This is a genomic window from Nocardia sp. NBC_01499 (assembly GCF_045040275.1).
Classification (GTDB): domain Bacteria; phylum Actinomycetota; class Actinomycetes; order Mycobacteriales; family Mycobacteriaceae; genus Nocardia.
Window position 1 is genome coordinate 269,181 of the sequence record NZ_CP109426.1, and the last position, 18,891, is coordinate 288,071.

Below are 18,891 nucleotides of genomic sequence, written 5' to 3' on the forward strand. Positions count from 1 at the left end.
AGGGCAAGGCAATTCGGCGTGGGTGGCAGGTGCGGCAGGTGACGCGGCGCGCGGCCGAAACGACTCGGTGGGTACGGAGCGCGCGGCATGCGGATCGACACGAGAGCAAGGCGATTTGGGGTGTGCGGCTCGCGTGTGGCGCGGTCCGGTATGGATGCAAGGCGATTCGGTATACGCGGCCTCCGCGTCATGCGAATCAGCGCGGGGGCAATGCGATTCGGTATGCGCGTCGAGCGGAGCGATACGACGGCGATGTGATTCGGGGTGTGCGGCTCGCGTGTGGCGCGGTCCGGTATGGATGCAAGGCGATTCGGTATACGCGGCCTCCGCGTCATGCGAATCAGCGCGGGGGCAATGCGATTCGGTATGCGCGTCGAGCGGAGCGATACGACGGCGATGTGATTCGGGGTGTGCGGCTCGCGTGTGGCGCGGTCCGGTATGGATGCAAGGCGATTCGGTATACGCAGCCTCCGCGTCAAGCGAATCGGCCCGAGGGGCATGCGATTCTGCTTGTGTGGAGCGCGTGCGATGTAGATTAGCGCGTGGGCTGCGTGATTTGGGGTGTGCAGCCCGTGTGTCGCGCGGACCGGCTCGGGCGCAATGCGAGTCGGCATGCTCTGCCTCGGCGTCAAGCGAATCGGCGCAGGTGCAGTGCGGTTCGGTATATGCGTCGGGCGGATCGGCGCGGGTGCAGTGCGGTTCGGTATATGCGTCGAGCGGATCGGCGCGGGGGCAATGCGGTTCGGCGGGTGCGTTCTGTGCGCCAGTCAATTCGACGTGGGCGCAAGGTAGTTCACTATGGACACTGCGTCATGTGACGTATGTGCCGTCGGGCAGTTCGACATTAGTCGGCGCCTTAGTGCCTTGTGCCGCAAACCCTGGGCCAGAGGGTGGATCATCGCCAGTGGAGCTAGGTGGCTCAGTGCTTGCGGCACAAGGCAATTCGGCGTCCGCCGGACATCGAGATGCCCGGAAGTCTCACTGTTTGATGAAGCTGGAGGCTATCCGCCAGAATGTCGACGGTTGCATGGTGTGGAAGTCCCAATCGTCCACCACATCGTGCGCCGTGGTAACGATCCGGTCGATATCGAAATCGTGCCGGGTGGCCGCACCCTTGGACTCGACCGCATCGATGACGAACGCGACGGCGGTTTCCCGCGAGTACGCGGTGTTCCTTTGGCCGCTACGGGCCGACGGTGTGCTCATTTTTATACCGTTCGCTGGCTTGTCGACCAGTGCGGCGGCGGCTATTCCGAGCCGACCGCCAGAGAGTGGTTGGTTCATTCGAACGCCCCTGACGTTTGGCGGCAGTGGACCAACGGCGACTTCGGCCTTCGGCTCGACCATCCGGCCATCCCCTGATGTCCCCTGTAAAGCGTTGCGCGACTGAGTTTAGGTCGCTGTGGCTTTCAGATGCAAGTACATCTGCACGATCGATTTGCAAGCGCACCTGCGGGATTAGGCGTCTGCAAGTTTGCTGACACGGTGTACCAATAAGACCGTTAGTTGGCAAAAAGGACGTCTGTGCTGTAGTGAATCTGGGTCCCGGGCTCCACGTACTTGTCGGCGGCGGCCCGCATCGCCAGAAAATGTTCGGTGAAGCGATGCGCCTCGGCCGCCTCGTCATCGGTATATAGCTGGTAGAGGAAGAATCGATGCGGGTCGAGGCGGTCGGCGCAGACATCGAAACGCAGGCAACCCGGCTCGTCCCGCAGCGACGACACGGCGCTGCGGGAGATGGCGTCGAGGAAGTCGGCGCGCGATCCCTCCCGGATTTTCATGGATACGATGCGGCTGAACAAGGTTGCTCACTCCTAACGAGAAGGTGAACGTCAATCGGTAAGGGGGGCAGCGCCATCCGAAGTGACGCGCCCGGCGAGGTCCGCGACCGCCTGGCTGATCGCCGTGTCGCCGACGACGAGCTCGAGTGTCGTGCCGGCGGTGTGTGTCGCGGGGAGTAGTTCGGCGACCACCGCGGCGACGTCAGCCCTGGCGACCTCGGAGTGCGGAATGGGGGATGTGGTCAAGGTGACCAGGCCGGTACCCGGGGTATCGACCAGGCGGTCCGGTCGCAGGATCGTCCAGTCGAGCGCGCGCCCGCGCAAGTCGGACTCGGCCTGCGTCTTGGCGTCTATATAGGCGGCCCAGATGTCGTCGGACCCAGGTGCGGGCGGCTGACCGGCGCCCCGCGTGGAGATCTGCACGAAACGGCGAACACCCGCCTGTTCGGCGGCCTCGGCCAGCCGGACGGAGCCGTCCCGGTCGACCGTGTACTTACGCTCGGCGCTACTGCCCGGTCCCGCGCCCGCCGCGAAAACCGCCGCGTCGGCGCCTTTCAGGGTCGCGACCAGGTCCGCCGCATCGGCCTTTTCCAGATCGAGCACAACGGGTTCGGCGCCGACGGCGGTCACGTCGGCGGCGTGGTCCGGATTGCGGATGAGCGACACCACCTGGTCGCCGCGACGGCTGAGCAGCTCGGCGAGCAGCAGGGCGATCTTTCCGTGTCCGCCTGCGATGACAGTGCGCATGGGTCGGTCCTTCCTGTCGGGGGTGGGTTCGGACTCAGCGTTCGGGGCCACCCGGATTGCACTTGGCTTCGACGGTGGCCTGATAACCGACCGCCGGACGCCAGGGTTCCAGATTCCAACTCGGTTTGTCCGGTTCGACCAGCCGCGCCCAGGTCCAATGGCAAAGGAATTGATCGCGCATGCCTGGTGTGTTCGCGTCGGGTGCCTGCGCGATCACCTCCTGCCAGGCGCGTTCGTCGGTGCCGGGAAAGGTGTCCTGCCGTCCGGCGGGCGTGGGGTAGACGAGCAGCCTGGGCCCGTCGATGGCCTTGGTCCAGTCGGCGTGGTCGATGAGCGGCATCCCCGCGTACGGGTCGACGCTGGGCGGTGCCGCGGACGTCGGTGTCGGCGGCGGCGCGGAAATCGTTGTGGTGACAGGAGAAGTGGTGCTTGGCTGCGCGGAGGTGCTCGATCCGCAGGCCGTCGGTAGCAGCGCCGCACACAACAGCAGGGTCGTTCGGGCGTGGAGCACGACATCGGCCCGCCGCGGTGCGCGGTTCGGGTGCCCCACTCCGGCTCCTTTCCGCGTCGTATCGGGCCGTGTGCGACCCGACCCTGTCTCCGAGCCTAGCGACCGGCCGGTACCTTCGACAGTGCTTGTGCCCGTAGCCAAGCCTAGCCTTGGCCCGGCAACCGACTGGGAAACGACGGGCGGCCCCGCGTCGGCCACCGATTGTGGTGGCTTGCCTGCGGATGCGGCGGTGGGGATAGTCGTTCGATGATGTGTACACGGATCATGGCGGGGGCGGCTGGCGTCGTGATCTCGGTGGGGGTCGCGCTGTCGACCCCGGCGATGGCCGGTGCCGGTGAAGCGCCGGGGACCGTGACGAATCTGGCGCAACTGACCGGGCAATTCCGAGTGGACGGCGCGGCGACGGCCGAGCGGCTGACCTATTGGTCGCGCGGGCCTCGCGGGCCGATGCAGAGCACCGGCGCGGTCTACGTGCCGCCGGGCCCGCCGCCGCCGGGCGGCTGGCCGATCGTCGCCTACGCGCACGGCACCACCGGCATCGCCGACCAATGCGCGTTCACCCTGGAACCCCGTGTGTACTACCTGGATTCGCTGTATCCGGAGCTGTTGCGGGCCGGGTACGCGGTAGTGATCTCGGACTACGTCGGGCTCGGCACGCCGGGCACGCACCCGTATCTGGACGGACCCTCGCAGGCGCGCAGCGTGATCGACGGTGTCCGGGCGGCGCGGGCGATCGCGCCGACGCTCGGCACCAAGTGGGCGGTGCTCGGCCAGTCGCAGGGTGCGCAAGCCGCTTTGTTCACCGCGCATCTCGGGCCCGCCGACGCGCCGGAACTGCGGCTGCGCGGCGCGGCGGCCACCGGTCCGCCGTCGAATCTCGACCTGCTGCTCCCGCTGGCCGGGCCGTGGATACCGCGGTTGCCGCTGGAGAAGACCACCGCCTACGTCGCCATGCTGCTTGCCGGATTGCGGGCCAGCGCACCGGAACTCGACGTGGACAGCTATCTGACACCGACCGGCGAGGAGGCGCTGCGCGTGGTGGAGTCCGAGTGCGTCACCGAGGCCAACGCCCGCCTTGCCGATGTCCCGATCGGCGAGATGCTTGCCAAGCCGCTGAACGATCCGGCGCTGGTGGCGGCGGCCACGGCGATGATGCGGATACCGACCGCCGGGTATACGGTTCCGCTGTTCATCGGTCAGGGCCTGACCGACATGGAGGTCCCGCCGCCGTTGACCGCGAAACTGCTTGCCGAACTGAGTGTGTCGGGCACCGATCTCGAAACCCACATCTACCCAGGCGATCACCTCGGCGCCGCGCGGGCAGCGCTGCCCGACGCCGTCGCCTTCCTACGTCGCGTGCTCGACCCGGACTGAGCGAGTTCGACCAGAAATGCACGCGGTGCAGAGCGGCGTGCGCTGCCGACGTGCAGAAGATGCTGAGACTGGGCCACTTTCGCCGCATGTCGGCCGAAATCCGCTCAGTGCCAGAGTGATCGGCAGGGGAGTCGGCGCAATCCGGGACGCACCATGCCGTCCACCGTGACGGTGAGCCCCGCGTACACCGCGGCGGAGGTGAATTCCCAAGCCTCCGTGTGGCTTGCCGCGTACTCGAGAACCATCGCGTCGGCGGGGGTCGGGCCGTCGAAGTAGACGGTGACGCGCCGCGTCGGCTCCTCGTCGACGTCTTCGCGGTAGGCGAGTCTGCGCACAGTGCCGTCCATGCCACCGTCTCCTTCCGGACCCGGCGCGTTCACCGAGCCGGTACCTGTGAAGGTAGAGCCCGCGCCATGGATAGCAACATGTTCCGTCTCGTTGGCTGGACATGTCACAGGGCACGGTCGCGGCGGTGGGGCAGTGTCACGAGCGAATGCGGAGAACCATCACAGACTGGTCGCTCCACACTTGTGACATCTCAACACGATCGCCGCGCTGTCTGCCGTTCGGTGCCGAAATTGTCGAGGATGAGTCACAACGTTGGACCATTCGAGAGGCACCTATCGATGAGTCAGGCCCTACGTTCGATGGGCAGGGGAGCGACCCGCAGACGATTGGCTCGTGCGTTCGGCGCGATGGCGGCCGGGCTCGTGCTCGTCGCCACCATGGCAGGCGCGGGCCACAGCTCCCCCTTGTATCCAGTACCCGACCCGGACCCCTTCTATGCGACACCGGCGGACATCGCGGACAAGAAGCCAGGCGACGTCATCGCGACCCGCCCGATGCCGCCACTGGCGATCTTCCCGGACACCACGGTGACGGTGGTGCGCTTCCGCTCGACCAGCTCCGAGGGTCAGCCGATCGCGGCGACCACCACCGTGCTCACCCCGCGGATACACGCCAAGGACGGGCCGCTGCTGTCCTTCCAGCACATCATCAATGGCCTCGGCGCCGAATGCTCGGTCTCCAAAGTGCTTTACACCGGTGACCCGAACCTGATCGTCCGCGAGGCGCCGGGCTGGAATGTACTGCTCGCTCGCGGCTGGACCGTCGCGTTGCCCGATCATCTCGGACCGAACTTCGCCTATGGCGCGGCGAAACTGGGCGGCCAGATCACCCTCGACGGGATCCGCGCGGTCAAACAGGTGGCCGAGCTCGAGGTGCAGAAGAGCACGGTGGCGATGGTCGGCTACTCCGGTGGTGGCATGGCCACCGCGTGGGCGGCCGCGCTCGCGCCGACCTACGCGCCCGAGTTGAATATCGCGGGCGCGGCTATGGGCGGCGTGCCGATGAACCTGGTGAAAATGCTGGAATCGCTCGGCCTTGGTTCGCATCCGGTGTTCGGGCTGGCGCTGGCCGCCGGTCTCGGCCTGGAACGTGAATATCCCGACCGCTTCCCGCTCAGCGATCAGCTGAACGACCGCGGCCTCGCTGCACGCGCGCAGATGGCCAACAGCTGCACCAATGACATCCTCTCCGCGGGCGCCGGCCACGGCGCGCTCGATTTCGCGAAGACGACGTCGATGATCAACGACCCCGCCGCACGCCAGGTGGTCGAGGAGAACAGCCTCGAGCTCTACGACGGCGTGCCGAAAACGCCTGTGTTCGAATGGCATTCGCCGATCGACGGGCTGATCCCGGTGGACGCGGTGGTCAATACCGACAGGCGCTGGTGCGCGGCCGGTGCGAAGGTGGAGGCCGAACAGATCCCGGTGCCCGATCACCTCACCGCGGCGGTGCTCGGCATCCCCGACGCGCTGAACTGGCTCGACGCCCGCTTCCGAGGGGAGCCGGCACCGACCAACTGCTGAACGCACCACCACGACCGAGCCGATCTGATTCGCGCTGAGCCACAGTCGGCTCGGTTGTTGCGGTTCGGCCACGTGTCACACACAACTCGGTCGTTTCAGCGCGTCGCCGCGCGTACGGCGGGTTAGCCTGACTGTCTGGTACAACAGGGGCATTCGGGGGTGGAAGCCGCATCTCCCTTGGCACCAGGTGAACCCGACATCCGCACCCGAAGGCGTGTGCCATGAGATGCTTGCCTGCCATTGCCGTGGCACTACTGATCGCGTGCCCGACAGTGACGGGGCGGGCGGCCGCCGAGCCGCCGCCTGCCCTACCCGGTCTACCGGCGCTGCCGGAACTGCCAGCGCTGCCGCAGTTTCCCGGCCTGATCCCGCCGCCGCCGGACGGCGGCTCGCTGCTGCCCGGCATCCAGAATCTGATCGATCGGGTGATCCCGCCCCCGCCGATCGCGCCGCCTGCCTCGGAAGCGCCAACGCCGGGCTGGGAGGCGGCCAGCATGTCGCCGCCGCTGGTCGCGCTGCGCGACGCCGCGCTACCAGGGAACATCGGTGATCCGATGTTCGATGCCTGGCCACCGAACCTGGCGGATCTCGCCGACGGACAGGTCATCGAGTCTAGGGATGTCACCGCGACCACCGCGCCGTTGATGCTGATGCCGATCCAACGCGCACTGCTGCTGAAGTACCGCACCACCGACGCGCACGGCGCGCCGTCCTTCGCCACCGCGACACTGGTGGTTCCGGCCGCGGCCTGGCCGGGGCATGGTCCCCGACCGGTCGTGGTGAACAACCTGCCGATCGACGCGCTCGGCCGCACCTGCACCCCCGGATACACGCTGTCGCACGGATTCAACGCCGACACCAGCGCCACCGACTTCATCCCGCCGACCACCCATGTCGCGGCATTGCGCGGATACGCGGTGCTCATCCCGGATCACGAGGGCCCGTGGATGGCATACGCCGAACCGGTCGTCGCCGGTCACGCGGTGCTCGACTCGATCCGCGCGGTGCGCGGCCTGCTCCCGGACGAGTTCGGCGCGAGCAAGTTCGGCATGGCCGGATACTCCGGCGGCGCCATCGCGACCCACGGCGCGGTGAAACTGATCGACGGGTACGCACCGGAATTGGCGGACGTCATCGTCGGCGCGGCACTGGGCGGCGTGCCAGCGGACTACCAGATCCTCGCGCGCAGCATGAACGGCAACCTCGCCTCGGCGGTGTTCATGGCCGCGGTCCTCGGCATCGGCAGGGAGCGCCCGGAAATCCTTGCCAGGATGAACAATCTGGCGCAGTGGGTGGTCACCTCGCCGGCCAAGAACCTGTGCGGCAGCACCTACGGGTTGATCGGCGTGCTCATGCTGCCGATCGACATCGCCGCGAACATCCCCGACCCGCTGCACTCCGAGGTCGCCGACGAGATATACCGGGTGACCAAGATGGCGGATATGAAGTCGGGTACGCCCCTTTATATCTACAACGGCGAGCAGGAGTTCTGGATCCCGGCCGAGGGCGCACGCAACCTCTACCTCGAGCAATGTCGGCTCGGGGTGTCGGCGGTGTATCGCAGTGTGCCCGGCGAGCACCTCATCGCGGGCGCGCTCGGTTATCCGGAGGCGATGCTCTGGTTGGATCAACGGCTGCAAGGTGTGCCCGCACCCAATGAGTGCTGATGGTTTGCGGCTGGCCGGTGCGTCGTCAAGCCCGGTAGATAATCGGTGTTAGCGTTTGCCGCGTTCGGCTCGATCTATGACGGACGACCCCCGCCACCGATGTCCGAGTCCGGACCGCCCCTGCGGATAGTCCCTGCCGCGTTTCGGTATTCTGGGCAGGTCCGGGCGGGTTCGACGCTCGGATTCGCGAAAGAGGCACATGAACGACATCACGACCACCGCGTCCGAACAGGCAATGGCCTTGGTGGGACGGCACTTCCGGATGACCGAGCACTACGAGGCAGGTCGCGAGAAGATCCGGGAATTCGCCCGTGCCGTGCACGAGAAGCATCCGGCGCACTGGCACGAGGCGGCCGCGGCCGAGCTCGGCTATGACGCGCTGATCGCGCCGCTGACCTTCACCTCGATCGTGCTGATGTTGATGCAGCGCAGGATGTTCGAGTCGGTGCTCAGTGCCTACGACATCGGCCAGGTACTGCAGACCGAACAGTCGATCCAGGTGCACCGTCCGGTGCTGGCCGGGGACCAATTGCACTGCGTCTCCTATATCGAGTCGTTCCGGCAGTTCGGTGACAAAGACTTCATGGTGACCAAGAACGTGCTCACCAACCAGAACAAGGAACTGCTGCAGACCGCGACCTCGACCGCGGTCGCGCAGACCGGCGTCGACCTCGCCACAGAGCTGGTTACCGCGGTCGACGGCGTCATCATGACCGGGCAGTCGACGGCCGACCGGAACAACGCCGCGACACAACGCGCACTCGGCGAGGGCGTTGTCGAGTGTTTCGACGAACCCGCGCAGGCCGATCCGCTCGACCGTCTGCGGACCCCGCATACCGTGCCGAGTTTCGACGAACTCTCCGTCGGCATGGAACTTCCGGCGCTTTCGATGCCGCTGTCTCGCGGCGATCTGGTGAATTACGCAGGCGTGTCCGGTGATTCGAATCCGATTCACTTCAGCGACGTGGTCGCCCGCAGCGCGGGCCTGCCCGATGTGGTGTCGCACGGTCTACTCACCATGGGCCTCGGCGCGAGTTATCTGACCTCGTGGCTGGGTGATCCGGCCGCCGTGAGTAAGTACGGCGTGCGGTTCGCCGGGTTCGCGCCGGTCGCGGCGACCAAGGCCAGTGCCATCGAGTTCCGGGGCAAGATCAAATCGCTCGACCCCGAGCGGCGTTCGGCCACCGTGGCTCTCACCGCGACGTGCGACGGCAGGAAGCTGTTCGGCCGCTCGACGGCGGATGTCGCCCTGCGCTGAGGTATTGCCGCGCTGGGATATTGCCGCGCTGGGACATTGCCGCGCTGGGACATTGCCGCGCTGGGACATTGCTGCGCCGCGCCGAGAAAGCGCGCTGCGGTTGCCCGTTTACGGCGTTCGAACCGAGCCGCCGCCCGGAATTTCCCGTTCTGGGCAGCCACTTAACCTGTGCACCGATATCGGCACAGGGTCTTTGGTCAGTAGAAACAGACAAGCTTCGCATGGCACACTCGGGGCATGCGTCCTTCGGAGGTGCGGCACTCGGCTGATTCCCCGCTAGTCAGTGAGATGGCTCAGGCGGGCGGACCGACCGTGCTCCGGATGATGCTCGGCAGCAGGCTGCGCAAACTTCGCGAATGTTGCGGGATAACCCGCGAGGACGCGGGCGAAGCCATTCGCGGCTCGCACTCCAAGATCAGCAGGCTCGAACTCGGCCGCACCGGTTTCCGGGTCCGCGACCTGGTCGATCTGCTGGACCTCTATCAGGTCACCGACCCGACTGAGCGCGAGGAATACCTGGAGCTGGCGCGGCAGGGCAACGAGTCGGGCTGGTGGCACCGCGACAACGACTGGCTGCCCAAGTGGTACGACACCTATCTCGGTCTGGAACAGGCGGCCACGCTGGTCCGCTCCTATGAACCGAGGGCCGTGCCCGAACTGCTGCAGACCCCCGAGTACGCCCGCGCGCTGCTGTCGCTGGCCCACTCGGGCGAGCCGCAGCACGCGATCGAGCGCCGGGTCGCGCTGCGGGTACGTCGTCAGGAGATCCTCGACCGCCCGAATCCGCCGCAACTGTGGGTGGTCGTCGAGGAGGCGGCGCTGTCGCGTCCGATCGGCGGGTCCACCGTGTGGAACGACCAGATCGATCATTTGTTGCATGTCATGGCCAAGCGCAACGTCATCGTCCAGGTGCTGGCCGATCACGTCGGCGGACCCGCGCTCGCGGACGGCGCCTTCACCATCCTGCGCTTCGCCGAGATGGACCTGCCCGACATCGTCTACCTGCAGCAGCTCACCAGCGCGCTGTACCTGGACAAGCAGGCCGACCTTGACGCGTATCGCGCTGTGGCCAACCAGCTTTCGGTGCACGCCGCGCCGCCGGAGTACACCATCTCGCTGCTGCAGGCGCTGCGCCGCCGTCAGCCGCCGATCCTCGATCAGCCGTCGAGTATCCGCAGGCCCTGACGTTCGATACGGCAGATGATTCGGCGACGCCGAATTGGGCATCCGACAAACAAGACAACTGCTCGTATCGCGCTGTGTCGCGCGCTCGGCAGGGACCAGCTCGCCGCTGAGTGACCCCGAAGCCGGTCGGCGCTCGGCGCGAAGTATTGTCCCATTGGGACAATAAGGTGGTAAACTGACAACATGAGCGACGATGGTGTCGATCTCGATGGCCGCAGGCAGCGCACCAGGCGCAGCCGGGAAGCGTTGTCGCGTGCGGCCTTCGACCTGCTCACCGAGCGCGGGCTCGGCGCGGTGGCCGTCGAGGACATCGCGGTGCGGGCCGGGGTAACCCGGCGCACCTTCAGTCGGCACTTCACGTCCATCGCGGAAGCCATCCTCGGCGATGTCGACCAAGACGTGCACCTGTTCAACGAGGCCCTGTGCCGCCGCCCGGCGCGCGAATCCCCGCTGCTCGCCTACCGCAACGCCATCCACGATTGGTTCGACGGCGAATACCGCGGCGAACGAGCGGCGCTGCTGGCCCGGCGGTGGGAACTGTTCCAGCGCTTCGAGGACGAACCCGAGCTGTTCGCCGGATATCAGCGCATCCGCATCGAAGGTCAGCGAGAATCGATACGGATCATCGCCGCCCGGCTCGACGTCGACCCCGCGCAGGACCTGCGCCCGGCCACTGCGGTCGCCGCCGGTGCCGGCCTGCTGATCTCCGCATTGCAAACCTGGGCCGCCGGAGACGATCCGAGCGGTCTGCCCGATCTCATCGAGGACTATTTCGCCACACTCGTCGCACTCACCACCGAATTCCGGACCGAGGAGTCACCGTCATGACCACAGGGTCGGTGAATATGTATCGCAGGACGTGCCGCCGCGTCGGGCTGGACCGTAATCCGATGCGCCGCAGAGAAGATCGCGTGCAGACCATGGTCGCCGCGGCACTGGCGCTGGTGTTCCTGATACTCGTTCCGCTGCTGGTGATGTCGGTGGGCGCCAGGGTCTATCGCACCGAAACCGCTGTGGTGCAAGCCAAGACGGCGCAGCTGCACCAGGTCGACGCGACGGTGACCGAGACCGGCAAGGCGCCGCTGTACGCGCCGATAATGCCTGCCAAGGTGCAATGGAAAGACGCCGACGGCGTCGTGCACACCGACGACTATCAATCGACCACGGTCGTGTCACCCGGTCAGTCGGTGACGGTGTGGCTGAACGGCGCGAACAAGATCGTCGAGCCGCCGTCGTCCACCCAGGCGCTCAGCAAGGCGGTGCTGCTCACCTCCGGCGCCCTGTTCGGTGCCATGCTCCTGGTGGTCGGCTGCTACTTCACGCTGCGCCGCAGCCTGGACCGTCGGCGCCTGCGGATGTGGGAAATGGAGTGGGCCACAGCGGATCTGCGCTGGGGCAGCCACAGCTGAGAGTGCGACGTGCCCGCCGGGCGAGGGTAGGGTTCAGACTCGGCGGGCACGTCGCTGCCCGGCCAGATCGCGGCGAACGACGGCCGGGCATCGTCGACGTTAAGCTATCGCGCCCGAAGGCGTTGGGCGAGAACGCAATCGCGGGACACCCCACGATCGGTGTCCGGTTGCGTTGTGACACAATACAACCGGACGAGCGTTGATCAAACGGGCAGCAGGCTGTGCTTGCGCGGATTCGGCGTCGCGCCGGTCTTGTCGCGCAGTAAGCGCAGCGCCTTGCGAATCTCCAGGCGGGTCTGTGACGGCTCGATGACCGCGTCGATGTAGCCGCGCTCGGCCGCGATCCACGGGGTGCAGAGGACGGCGTTGTAGAAGTCGATCATCTGTTCCCGCACGGCGGCACGCTCGCCGGGCGGGGTCGCCTCTAGCTGTTTGCGGCCGGTGATGCTGACCATGCTGTCGGCTCCCATCACCGCGATCCGCGCGGTGGGCCAGGCCAGGCTGACGTCGGCGCCGAGCTGCCTGCACCCCATCACCGCGTAGCCGCCCCCGTATGCCTTGCGGGTCACCAGGGTGACGATCGGCACGGTCGCTTCGATGACCGCGCGGAAGAATCGGCCGCCGCGTTTGATGACGCCGTTGCGTTCCTCCTCGAGGCCTGGCAGCACCCCGGGGGTGTCGACGACGAACACCACCGGCAGACCGTACGCGTCGCAGAGTCGGATGAAATGTGTTGCCTTGTCCGAGGCCAACCCGTCCAGGGCGCCGCCGAGCGCCTGCGGCTGGTTGGCGACGACGCCGATGCTTCGGCCGTCGACCCTGGCGAAACCGGTGATCAGGTTCTGCGCGGTGGCGGCGCTGATCTCGTGGAAGTCCCCGTCGTCGAAGATCCGCAGCAGGATCTCGTGCATGTCGTAGCCGACCTTGTCGGTGTCCGGGATGATCGTGTCGAGCTCCAGGTCGTGGCTGGTCACCTCCGGCTCGAGGCCGGGATTCACGATGGGCGGTTGCTCGAGGCAGCTCGACGGCAAGTAGCTGAGGTATGTGCGGGCCCAGTCGAAGGCGGCCTGCTCGGTGTCGGCGACGTGGTGGACGGTGCCGTTGCTGGTGAGGGTTGCCGCGCCGCCGAGGTCGTCCGCGGTGACCACTTCACCGGTCACCGCCTTGATCACCTCGGGGCCGGTGACGAACATGTACGACTTGTCCGTTGCGACAAGCAAATCCATGTTCACCGGGCCGTAGACCGAACCCGCCGCGCACTTTCCGAGCATGATCGCCACGGTCGGCACGAATCCGGACAGGTCTTTCTGCCGCTTACACATCAGCGCGAACCAGGCAAGCGAGGTCACCGCGTCCTGGATTCGGGCGCCGCCGGAGTCGTTGATCGCCACGACCGGGCAGGCGTTCTTGTAGGCGAACTCCATTGCGGCGGCGACCTTGCGGCCGAACATCTCGCCGACCGAGCCGCCGTGCACGGTCTGGTCGTGTGCGATCACGACCACCGGCCTGCCGTCGATGTGGCCGCGGCCGGTAACCACTCCGTCGCCGTACATGGCGCCGGTGGCACCGGGTTGACGCATCAGCGCGCCTGTTTCGATGAAGGTGCCGGGATCGAGGAGCATCCGCACCCGCTCGCGCGCGCTCGGGATCCCCTTGAGCTTGCGCTTCGCGATGCCGGTTTCGCCAGCGGGTTCCGCGGCAAGCTCCAGGATCCCCCGCAGCTCTTCCAGCTTCTCTCGCGTACCGCTCATGACCGCGCCTCGTTGGCGCTCGGCTTCGTCATGCGCGAGGCGCGCTGGCACATGATTCGCTCACTTCGTTCACTCATGTGTGTCCTCATTGCCCTTCGAAAACTTCGCAGCGTCGCCGTACGGGGCGCAGCGTTCGATGCTATCCGTGGTGAGAGCTACCGCACAGTTGTTCGTCGCAACCTATATGAGAGCTCACAGGTTTGGCCGAGGCGTTCACGGTCCACGCGACACCCCACGCGGCCTGCGGTGGAGCGCGGTGTTTGTGCAACTTACCAGTCTCGCGCGGACACGCCGATGACAGATCGCGAGGAACGCGCAGATGTCTATCCAGCGACGAGTAGGTGGCGTTACAGTGACGCCGACGCAGCGCCGGAATGCGCGGTCGGCGCTGCGTCGCAAGCTCTTTGGGGGACCGGGCCGAGCGGCGCAGTGAGAATATCTGTGCGCAGAGTACGCCGTCGCTAACGAATTTCCTATTGTATTGGGCCGTTGACGTATCGTAAATCACTCCGGTGCTTGTGATTTCGCCCAAAGAGTCGCGTGATCGCTGATGACATTCCCGATTCCGTGATCGTATCCCGATTTCATCACGATTCGTCGCTAGCCTTCGTTAGTCATGACGGCTACACGGGTGAATTCGAGTTCGGAGAGTCTGGCGTCGAAACTTCTCGACTACCTGGCACAGCACGAGGGTAGCGGTCTACCGGGTGAGGTAGCGACGACCACCAGGGATTGTGTCACCGCGGCCGTCGAGTTGCTCGCGCCGCGCACGTCGCACCGAGTGGCCGAATCACCCGAAATCGCGGGCGCCGCAACGCGTTGGGCGCGCGAGGGTGTCGCGCTGGAAACCGTGCTGGCCGCCTGTCACGACGAAATTCGTTCGGGCCTGGAATTCGTTGCGGCACATACCGAAGGCGATGACGTCGTCGCCGGTGCACAGCTGATCCTGCGGGTGCTGGAAATGGTGACCGTCGCCGCCTCGACCGCCTACGTCGACGAACATCGCCTGGTGGCAAGGGAACACCAGACCGCGGCACAGACTTTGGTGTCGGCCCTGCTCGGCGGCCATGCCGTCGGAGAGTTGGTCACCCAAACCGGGATCGCCGTCGCATCGGCGTATCAGGTGGTGGCGCTGAGCATTCCGGCCCATCCCGATGAGCGAAGACCGGGCGCGGGCGCCGCGGCGGCTCGGCGCAAGCTGCGCAGGGTGCAGGCCGCGCTGGCCGATCCGCTCGGCTCCCGCGCGCTATCGCTGCTGTCCGCGGCGGGTGGCACGGTGCTCGTGCCCGCCGATATCCGCCCCGCCCGCATCGGTGCACCGGCGATGACCGCCGACGTGCTGGCCATGCTGGCCGAGGCCGCCGAGGTGCCGCTGACCGCAGTGGTCGCCACCGGCGGCACCGCGCGCATCCCCGACCTCGCCGCGCGCACCCACGACCTGCTCGACCGCATCCGCGCCGCCGACCGGCCACCGGGCCTCTACCGGGTGGCAGATCCGCACGAGACGACCGATTGTGATCCGGCCCAGCAGGTTCGGATTCCCGTCGTCACCTCGACCAACGATCACGAAATCGGTCGCTCGGCCTGACTGCATACGCCTACTGTCGAATTCGCCTGCGCTGCCCGCGTCGAGCATAAGGAGTACGTGTGACCACCGCGTTGACCGATCGCGATATTCTCCGCGAGCTGGAACCCGTCGCCGAACGTCTGCTCAATGAGCACCTGCGCAAAGCCAAGGCATGGCATCCGCACGACTATGTACCATGGGACGACGGCCGGAATTTCGCCGCACTCGGCGGAATAGATTGGGAGCCCGGTCAATCGAAGCTGAGCGAGGTGGCCCGGACCGCGATGGTGACGAATCTGCTCACCGAGGACAATCTGCCGTCCTATCACCGGGAGATCTCGGAGACGTTCACACTGGACGGCGCGTGGGGCACCTGGGTCGGTCGCTGGACCGCCGAGGAAAACCGGCACGCGATCGTCATACGTGACTACTTGGTGGTCACCCGCGCGGTCGATCCCGTGCTGCTCGAACAGACCAGGATGACGCATATGACCGCGGGCATCGCGAAACCCGAAAAGGGCAAGCAGTTTCTGCATTCGATAGCCTATGTCACCCTGCAAGAATTGGCGACCAGAATCAGTCACCGCAACACCGGAACCGCCTGCGCCGAACCCATCGCCGAGCGTATGCTGCACCGGATCGCCGCCGACGAAAACCTGCACATGATCCGCTATCGCAACATCAGCGCCGCCGCACTCGGCCTGCTGCCGAACGCGACACTGCGCGCCATCACCGACATCGTCACCCGGTTCCAGATGCCTGGCCTCACCCAGCCGAACTTCCGACGCAGCGCCGTCGTGCTCGCTAAACAAGAAGCGCTTGCGAGCGACGAATGTCCGAGGCCGCACGCCATCTACGACCTTCGTCAGCACCTCGATGTGGTGGTGCGGCCGGTGCTGCGGGCGTGGAATGTGTTCGAGCGCACCGATCTATCCGGCGACGGCGAACGGGCCCGCGACGAGCTCAGCGCCTACCTCGACGAGTTGACCGAGAAGGCAACACGATTCGAGGAACAGCGGGATCGCGTGGCGGCCAGACAGGCGGAACGAGCCGCCGCGACACAATGAGACTCCGAGGTCCGATCGCCGTAACAGCGATGGCAGTCATCGCCGCGACCGTCGCTGTGCCAGCGGTGGCCGATCCGCCCGGCGTGCCGAGCGGACCGCCGCCCGCCATCGACCCGGCGATGACGCGGACCGGGCTGATCTCGGTCGAGAGCATCGGCCCGCACCGCGACCACCTGCAGATCGCGTCCGCGGCCATGCGACGAATCATGGACATCGACGTGCTGCACGGCAGTGGCTCGACACCGCGCCCGACGCTGTATCTGCTCGACGGCGTCGACGGCGAAGCAACTTCCGGCTGGCTGACCAAGGGCGGCGCCGCGGAGTTCTTCGCGGACAAGCCCGTCGACGTCGTGCTGACCAGCGGCGGCACCGGCAGCATGTACAGCGACTGGGACCGGCACGACGCGGCCCTCGGACTCAACCGGTGGGAAACCTTCCTCACCGAGGAACTCCCACCGATCGTGGAATCGCTGCTGAAGTCCAGCGGTCGCCGCGCCATCGCCGGTGTCTCGATGGGCGCGCAGGCGGCAATGATGCTGGCCCAACGCCATCCTGGCCGCTATCGCGCGGTAGCGGGCATGAGCGGCTGCTACTCCACCGCCGACCCGATCGGACACGCCGTCACAACCATCACCGTCGCCTCCCGCGGCGGCAACGTCGAAAACCTCTGGGGCCCACCAACTTCACCCGAATGGGCTGCCCACGACAGCGTGCTCGGCGCCGAATCCCTACGCGGCACCGCGATCTACCTCTCGGCCGCCACCGGCATCCCAACCGGCGCCGACCTGGTAGCCATCGCACAGTCCCCAACAGTCGTCGACGCCCTGCGCCTAGCAGGCGGCGGCGCCGCATTGGAAGCAGGCGCCCGCTCCTGCACCGAACGCTTCGCCGGCCGCCTCAGCGACCTGAACATCCCCGCCACCGTCGACTACGACGCCGCAGGCATGCACTCCTGGCCCGACTTCGAAGCAGAACTACCACGAGCCTGGCAAGTACTAGCCCCCGCCCTCGAACTCCCCTCCCCAAAGTAAGCCGCCCACCACCACCCCGCCGCTGCTCGAACAGCCGCCCCCTCTCCCCGGACCCCTCTAGGCGCCCATAGCGGGTGCGGCTCCCAAGTCAGGGTGCAGATCCCAACCCCAACGGGGCTGGTGGAGTTGCTGGTGCACTCCGAGGATCAAGATCATGGGGAACTCATGGCGGCCCCTTCTCGACCTTTACCGCCACCAGTTCCCCATGATCTTGAACGCCCCGCACTAACCAGGATCCACACCCTGACTCGGAATCTGCACTGGCATTAGGGCCCTATTCCGAGTGCAGATCCCGAGTAGGGGTGCAGATCATGGACGCTGAGCCCGGGACCGGGCGCGGGTTCAGTCCGGCCCGAAGCGGCAGTGCTCTTGAACGCCCCGCGCTCAGCAGAACCCGCACTCTGACTCGGGACCCGCACCCCCTCTAGGTGCGCGTAGTGGGTGCGGGTCCCCGAGTTAGGGTGCGGGTTTCGATCCGATGGGGCTGGTGGGGTTGATGGTGCGCTCCGAGGCTCACGATCAAGATCATGGGGAACTGGTGGCGGCAAAGTTCGAGAAGCCCCCGCCACCAGTTCCCCATGATCTTGAACGCCACCGCATTCGGCAGGATCTGCTCTCTGACTTGGGTTCCGCACCGGGAAAAGCGCCTAATGCGGGTGCAGATCCTGAGTTAGGGTGCGGGTCTCAACCCGATGGGGTGCGTGGGGTTGATGGTGCGTTGCGAGGGTCGCGTTCAAGATCATGGGGAACTGGTGGCGGCAAAGTTCGAGAAGCCCCCGCCACCAGTTCCCCATGATCTTGAATGCCACCGCATTCGGCAGGATCTGCACTCTGAATCGGGATCTGCACTGGCTTTAGGGCCCTATTCCGAGTGCAGATCCCGAGTCGGGGTGCGGATCATGGACGCTGAGCCTGGGACCGGGCGCGAGTTCAGTCCGGGCTCGAAGCGGTGGTGCTGACTGGCGCCTGACTGGCTGCACCGGGCCTCGACCGTCGAAACCGCCAGAGCGCCCATACGTTTCACAGGGGCTCTATCGCCTGTGAGAGGTATGCGCGGCTTGTGGGCCTTCCTCTACACCGCCTCCGACCCACCCGCCTTTTGTCCAAAGCGCTTGTGACGTAACCACAGCCAGATGACCACGCTGGAACATTCACCCCGCGCACTTGACGAATAACTACAGTCGGGTACGGCAGGCGACGTGCCCAGCACTGCTGGGTAAACACCTTGGAAGGTTCACCTTGACGGATATCTCTTGGTATACCCGCCCAGGATCGAGTGCTTAGAGAAGTTCAATGGTGTACTGCCCCAAGGTTTCCGGCCGTCCGTGGGATGCCCGAGTAGTGCTGAGCGCGTCAGGTGGGGTACCCGACTTTCTCTGCCGCGGCTTGGGTGTGGGAGGTGGTGGTTGGGGAGGGGAGGACTGGCTGTGGTGCTGTTTTCGGGCGTTTTTCCAGGTGGGGCGGTCTCAGGTAGTGGGATCTTCATGCCCAACGGGACATGGTGGCGGGAGAGTGCGAGTGGGGCCGCCCTCATGTCCCGTACGGGGTGAGGTTGATCGTCGAACGGGACGTGGTGGCGGGGAAGTGTGGGTGGGGCCGTCGTCATGTCCCGGATGGGGTGGTGTTGACCGTCGAACGGGACGTGGTGGCGGGGAAGTGTGGGTGGGGCCGT

16 protein-coding genes are annotated in these 18,891 nt (G+C 66.3%); 10 read left to right on the forward strand and 6 right to left on the reverse strand.

Features of this window, described 5'->3' with window-relative positions; translation table 11 throughout:
• Window positions 1-978 precede the first annotated feature (978 nt).
• The 4 genes from OG203_RS01175 to OG203_RS01190 form a co-directional block, all read right to left on the reverse strand.
• Window positions 979-1,206 (reverse strand): hypothetical protein, encoded by a 228-nt coding sequence (locus OG203_RS01175; protein WP_405163767.1) that lies wholly within the window; start codon window positions 1,204-1,206, stop codon window positions 979-981.
• 296 nt (window positions 1,207-1,502) lie between these two features.
• On the reverse strand, window positions 1,503-1,802 hold the full coding sequence (locus OG203_RS01180; RefSeq protein ID WP_396993548.1) for a putative quinol monooxygenase: 300 nt from the start codon (window positions 1,800-1,802) through the stop codon (window positions 1,503-1,505).
• Between the two features lie 30 nt (window positions 1,803-1,832).
• On the reverse strand, window positions 1,833-2,528 hold the full coding sequence (locus OG203_RS01185; protein WP_405163768.1) for an NAD(P)H-binding protein: 696 nt from the start codon (window positions 2,526-2,528) through the stop codon (window positions 1,833-1,835).
• A 34-nt stretch (window positions 2,529-2,562) separates the two neighbouring features.
• Window positions 2,563-3,078 (reverse strand): DUF2599 domain-containing protein, encoded by a 516-nt coding sequence (locus OG203_RS01190; RefSeq protein ID WP_405163769.1) that lies wholly within the window; start codon window positions 3,076-3,078, stop codon window positions 2,563-2,565.
• 210 nt (window positions 3,079-3,288) lie between these two features.
• Between OG203_RS01190 and OG203_RS01195 the strand changes: the two genes are divergently transcribed.
• On the forward strand, window positions 3,289-4,413 hold the full coding sequence (locus tag OG203_RS01195; RefSeq protein ID WP_405167743.1) for a lipase family protein: 1,125 nt from the start codon (window positions 3,289-3,291) through the stop codon (window positions 4,411-4,413).
• Window positions 4,414-4,517: 104 nt separating this feature from the next.
• On the opposite strand, the gene OG203_RS01200 is transcribed toward OG203_RS01195, so the two are convergent.
• Window positions 4,518-4,760 (reverse strand): hypothetical protein, encoded by a 243-nt coding sequence (locus OG203_RS01200; protein ID WP_405163770.1) that lies wholly within the window; start codon window positions 4,758-4,760, stop codon window positions 4,518-4,520.
• Between the two features lie 300 nt (window positions 4,761-5,060).
• Here OG203_RS01200 and OG203_RS01205 point away from each other — a divergent pair, with 300 nt between their 5' ends.
• The 6 genes from OG203_RS01205 (at window position 5,061) to OG203_RS01230 (ending at window position 11,803) form a co-directional block, all read left to right on the forward strand.
• Entirely contained in the window at window positions 5,061-6,284 is a 1,224-nt protein-coding gene (locus OG203_RS01205) for a lipase family protein (RefSeq protein WP_405167744.1), read from the forward strand.
• A 221-nt stretch (window positions 6,285-6,505) separates the two neighbouring features.
• Complete coding sequence (locus OG203_RS01210; RefSeq protein ID WP_405163771.1) at window positions 6,506-7,951, forward strand: lipase family protein; 1,446 nt, start codon at window positions 6,506-6,508, stop codon at window positions 7,949-7,951.
• Between the two features lie 199 nt (window positions 7,952-8,150).
• Window positions 8,151-9,209: a fused (3R)-hydroxyacyl-ACP dehydratase subunits HadA/HadB gene (locus OG203_RS01215; RefSeq protein ID WP_405163772.1), complete on the forward strand. Its 1,059-nt coding sequence runs from the start codon at window positions 8,151-8,153 to the stop codon at window positions 9,207-9,209.
• Window positions 9,210-9,446: 237 nt separating this feature from the next.
• Window positions 9,447-10,394 carry a helix-turn-helix domain-containing protein gene (locus OG203_RS01220; RefSeq protein ID WP_405163773.1) on the forward strand — a complete coding sequence of 316 codons (948 nt, stop codon included), beginning with the start codon at window positions 9,447-9,449 and terminating at the stop codon, window positions 10,392-10,394.
• A 183-nt stretch (window positions 10,395-10,577) separates the two neighbouring features.
• A complete protein-coding gene (locus OG203_RS01225) occupies window positions 10,578-11,222 on the forward strand; it encodes a TetR/AcrR family transcriptional regulator (RefSeq protein ID WP_405163774.1) in 645 nt (214 codons plus the stop codon).
• Window positions 11,219-11,803, forward strand: a complete 585-nt coding sequence (locus tag OG203_RS01230; RefSeq protein WP_405163775.1) for a hypothetical protein — start codon at window positions 11,219-11,221, stop codon at window positions 11,801-11,803. Before OG203_RS01225 ends, OG203_RS01230 begins: the two co-directional genes overlap by 4 nt.
• A 203-nt stretch (window positions 11,804-12,006) precedes the next feature.
• Here OG203_RS01230 and OG203_RS01235 read toward each other — a convergent pair whose 3' ends face one another.
• On the reverse strand, window positions 12,007-13,554 hold the full coding sequence (locus tag OG203_RS01235) for an acyl-CoA carboxylase subunit beta (RefSeq protein ID WP_405163776.1): 1,548 nt from the start codon (window positions 13,552-13,554) through the stop codon (window positions 12,007-12,009).
• A 616-nt stretch (window positions 13,555-14,170) separates the two neighbouring features.
• Here OG203_RS01235 and OG203_RS01240 point away from each other — a divergent pair.
• Genes OG203_RS01240 through OG203_RS01250 form a run of 3 tightly spaced genes read left to right on the forward strand, consistent with a single transcriptional unit; the run spans window position 14,171 to window position 17,219 of the window.
• A complete protein-coding gene (locus OG203_RS01240) occupies window positions 14,171-15,142 on the forward strand; it encodes a transcriptional regulator (protein ID WP_405163777.1) in 972 nt (323 codons plus the stop codon).
• Between the two features lie 59 nt (window positions 15,143-15,201).
• Complete coding sequence (locus OG203_RS01245) at window positions 15,202-16,188, forward strand: acyl-ACP desaturase (RefSeq protein WP_405163778.1); 987 nt, start codon at window positions 15,202-15,204, stop codon at window positions 16,186-16,188.
• 29 nt (window positions 16,189-16,217) lie between these two features.
• Entirely contained in the window at window positions 16,218-17,219 is a 1,002-nt protein-coding gene (locus OG203_RS01250) for an alpha/beta hydrolase (RefSeq protein WP_405163779.1), read from the forward strand.
• Window positions 17,220-18,891: the final 1,672 nt, after the last annotated feature.

Excerpts from the sequence above, each read along its gene's own strand:
- OG203_RS01210 (WP_405163771.1), top strand. The coding sequence starts at position 6,506 with ATGAGATGCTTGCCTGCCATTGCCGTGGCACTACTGATCGCGTGCCCG.
- OG203_RS01225 (WP_405163774.1), top strand. The coding sequence starts at position 10,578 with ATGAGCGACGATGGTGTCGATCTCGATGGCCGCAGGCAGCGCACCAGG.
- OG203_RS01200 (WP_405163770.1), bottom strand. The coding sequence starts at position 4,760 with ATGGACGGCACTGTGCGCAGACTCGCCTACCGCGAAGACGTCGACGAG.
- OG203_RS01240 (WP_405163777.1), top strand. The coding sequence starts at position 14,171 with ATGACGGCTACACGGGTGAATTCGAGTTCGGAGAGTCTGGCGTCGAAA.
- OG203_RS01235 (WP_405163776.1), bottom strand. The coding sequence starts at position 13,554 with ATGAGCGGTACGCGAGAGAAGCTGGAAGAGCTGCGGGGGATCCTGGAG.
- OG203_RS01230 (WP_405163775.1), top strand. The coding sequence starts at position 11,219 with ATGACCACAGGGTCGGTGAATATGTATCGCAGGACGTGCCGCCGCGTC.
- OG203_RS01250 (WP_405163779.1), top strand. The coding sequence starts at position 16,218 with ATGGCAGTCATCGCCGCGACCGTCGCTGTGCCAGCGGTGGCCGATCCG.
- OG203_RS01195 (WP_405167743.1), top strand. The coding sequence starts at position 3,289 with ATGTGTACACGGATCATGGCGGGGGCGGCTGGCGTCGTGATCTCGGTG.
- OG203_RS01175 (WP_405163767.1), bottom strand. The coding sequence starts at position 1,206 with ATGAGCACACCGTCGGCCCGTAGCGGCCAAAGGAACACCGCGTACTCG.
- OG203_RS01185 (WP_405163768.1), bottom strand. The coding sequence starts at position 2,528 with ATGCGCACTGTCATCGCAGGCGGACACGGAAAGATCGCCCTGCTGCTC.
- OG203_RS01205 (WP_405167744.1), top strand. The coding sequence starts at position 5,061 with ATGGGCAGGGGAGCGACCCGCAGACGATTGGCTCGTGCGTTCGGCGCG.
- OG203_RS01215 (WP_405163772.1), top strand. The coding sequence starts at position 8,151 with ATGAACGACATCACGACCACCGCGTCCGAACAGGCAATGGCCTTGGTG.
- OG203_RS01220 (WP_405163773.1), top strand. The coding sequence starts at position 9,447 with ATGCGTCCTTCGGAGGTGCGGCACTCGGCTGATTCCCCGCTAGTCAGT.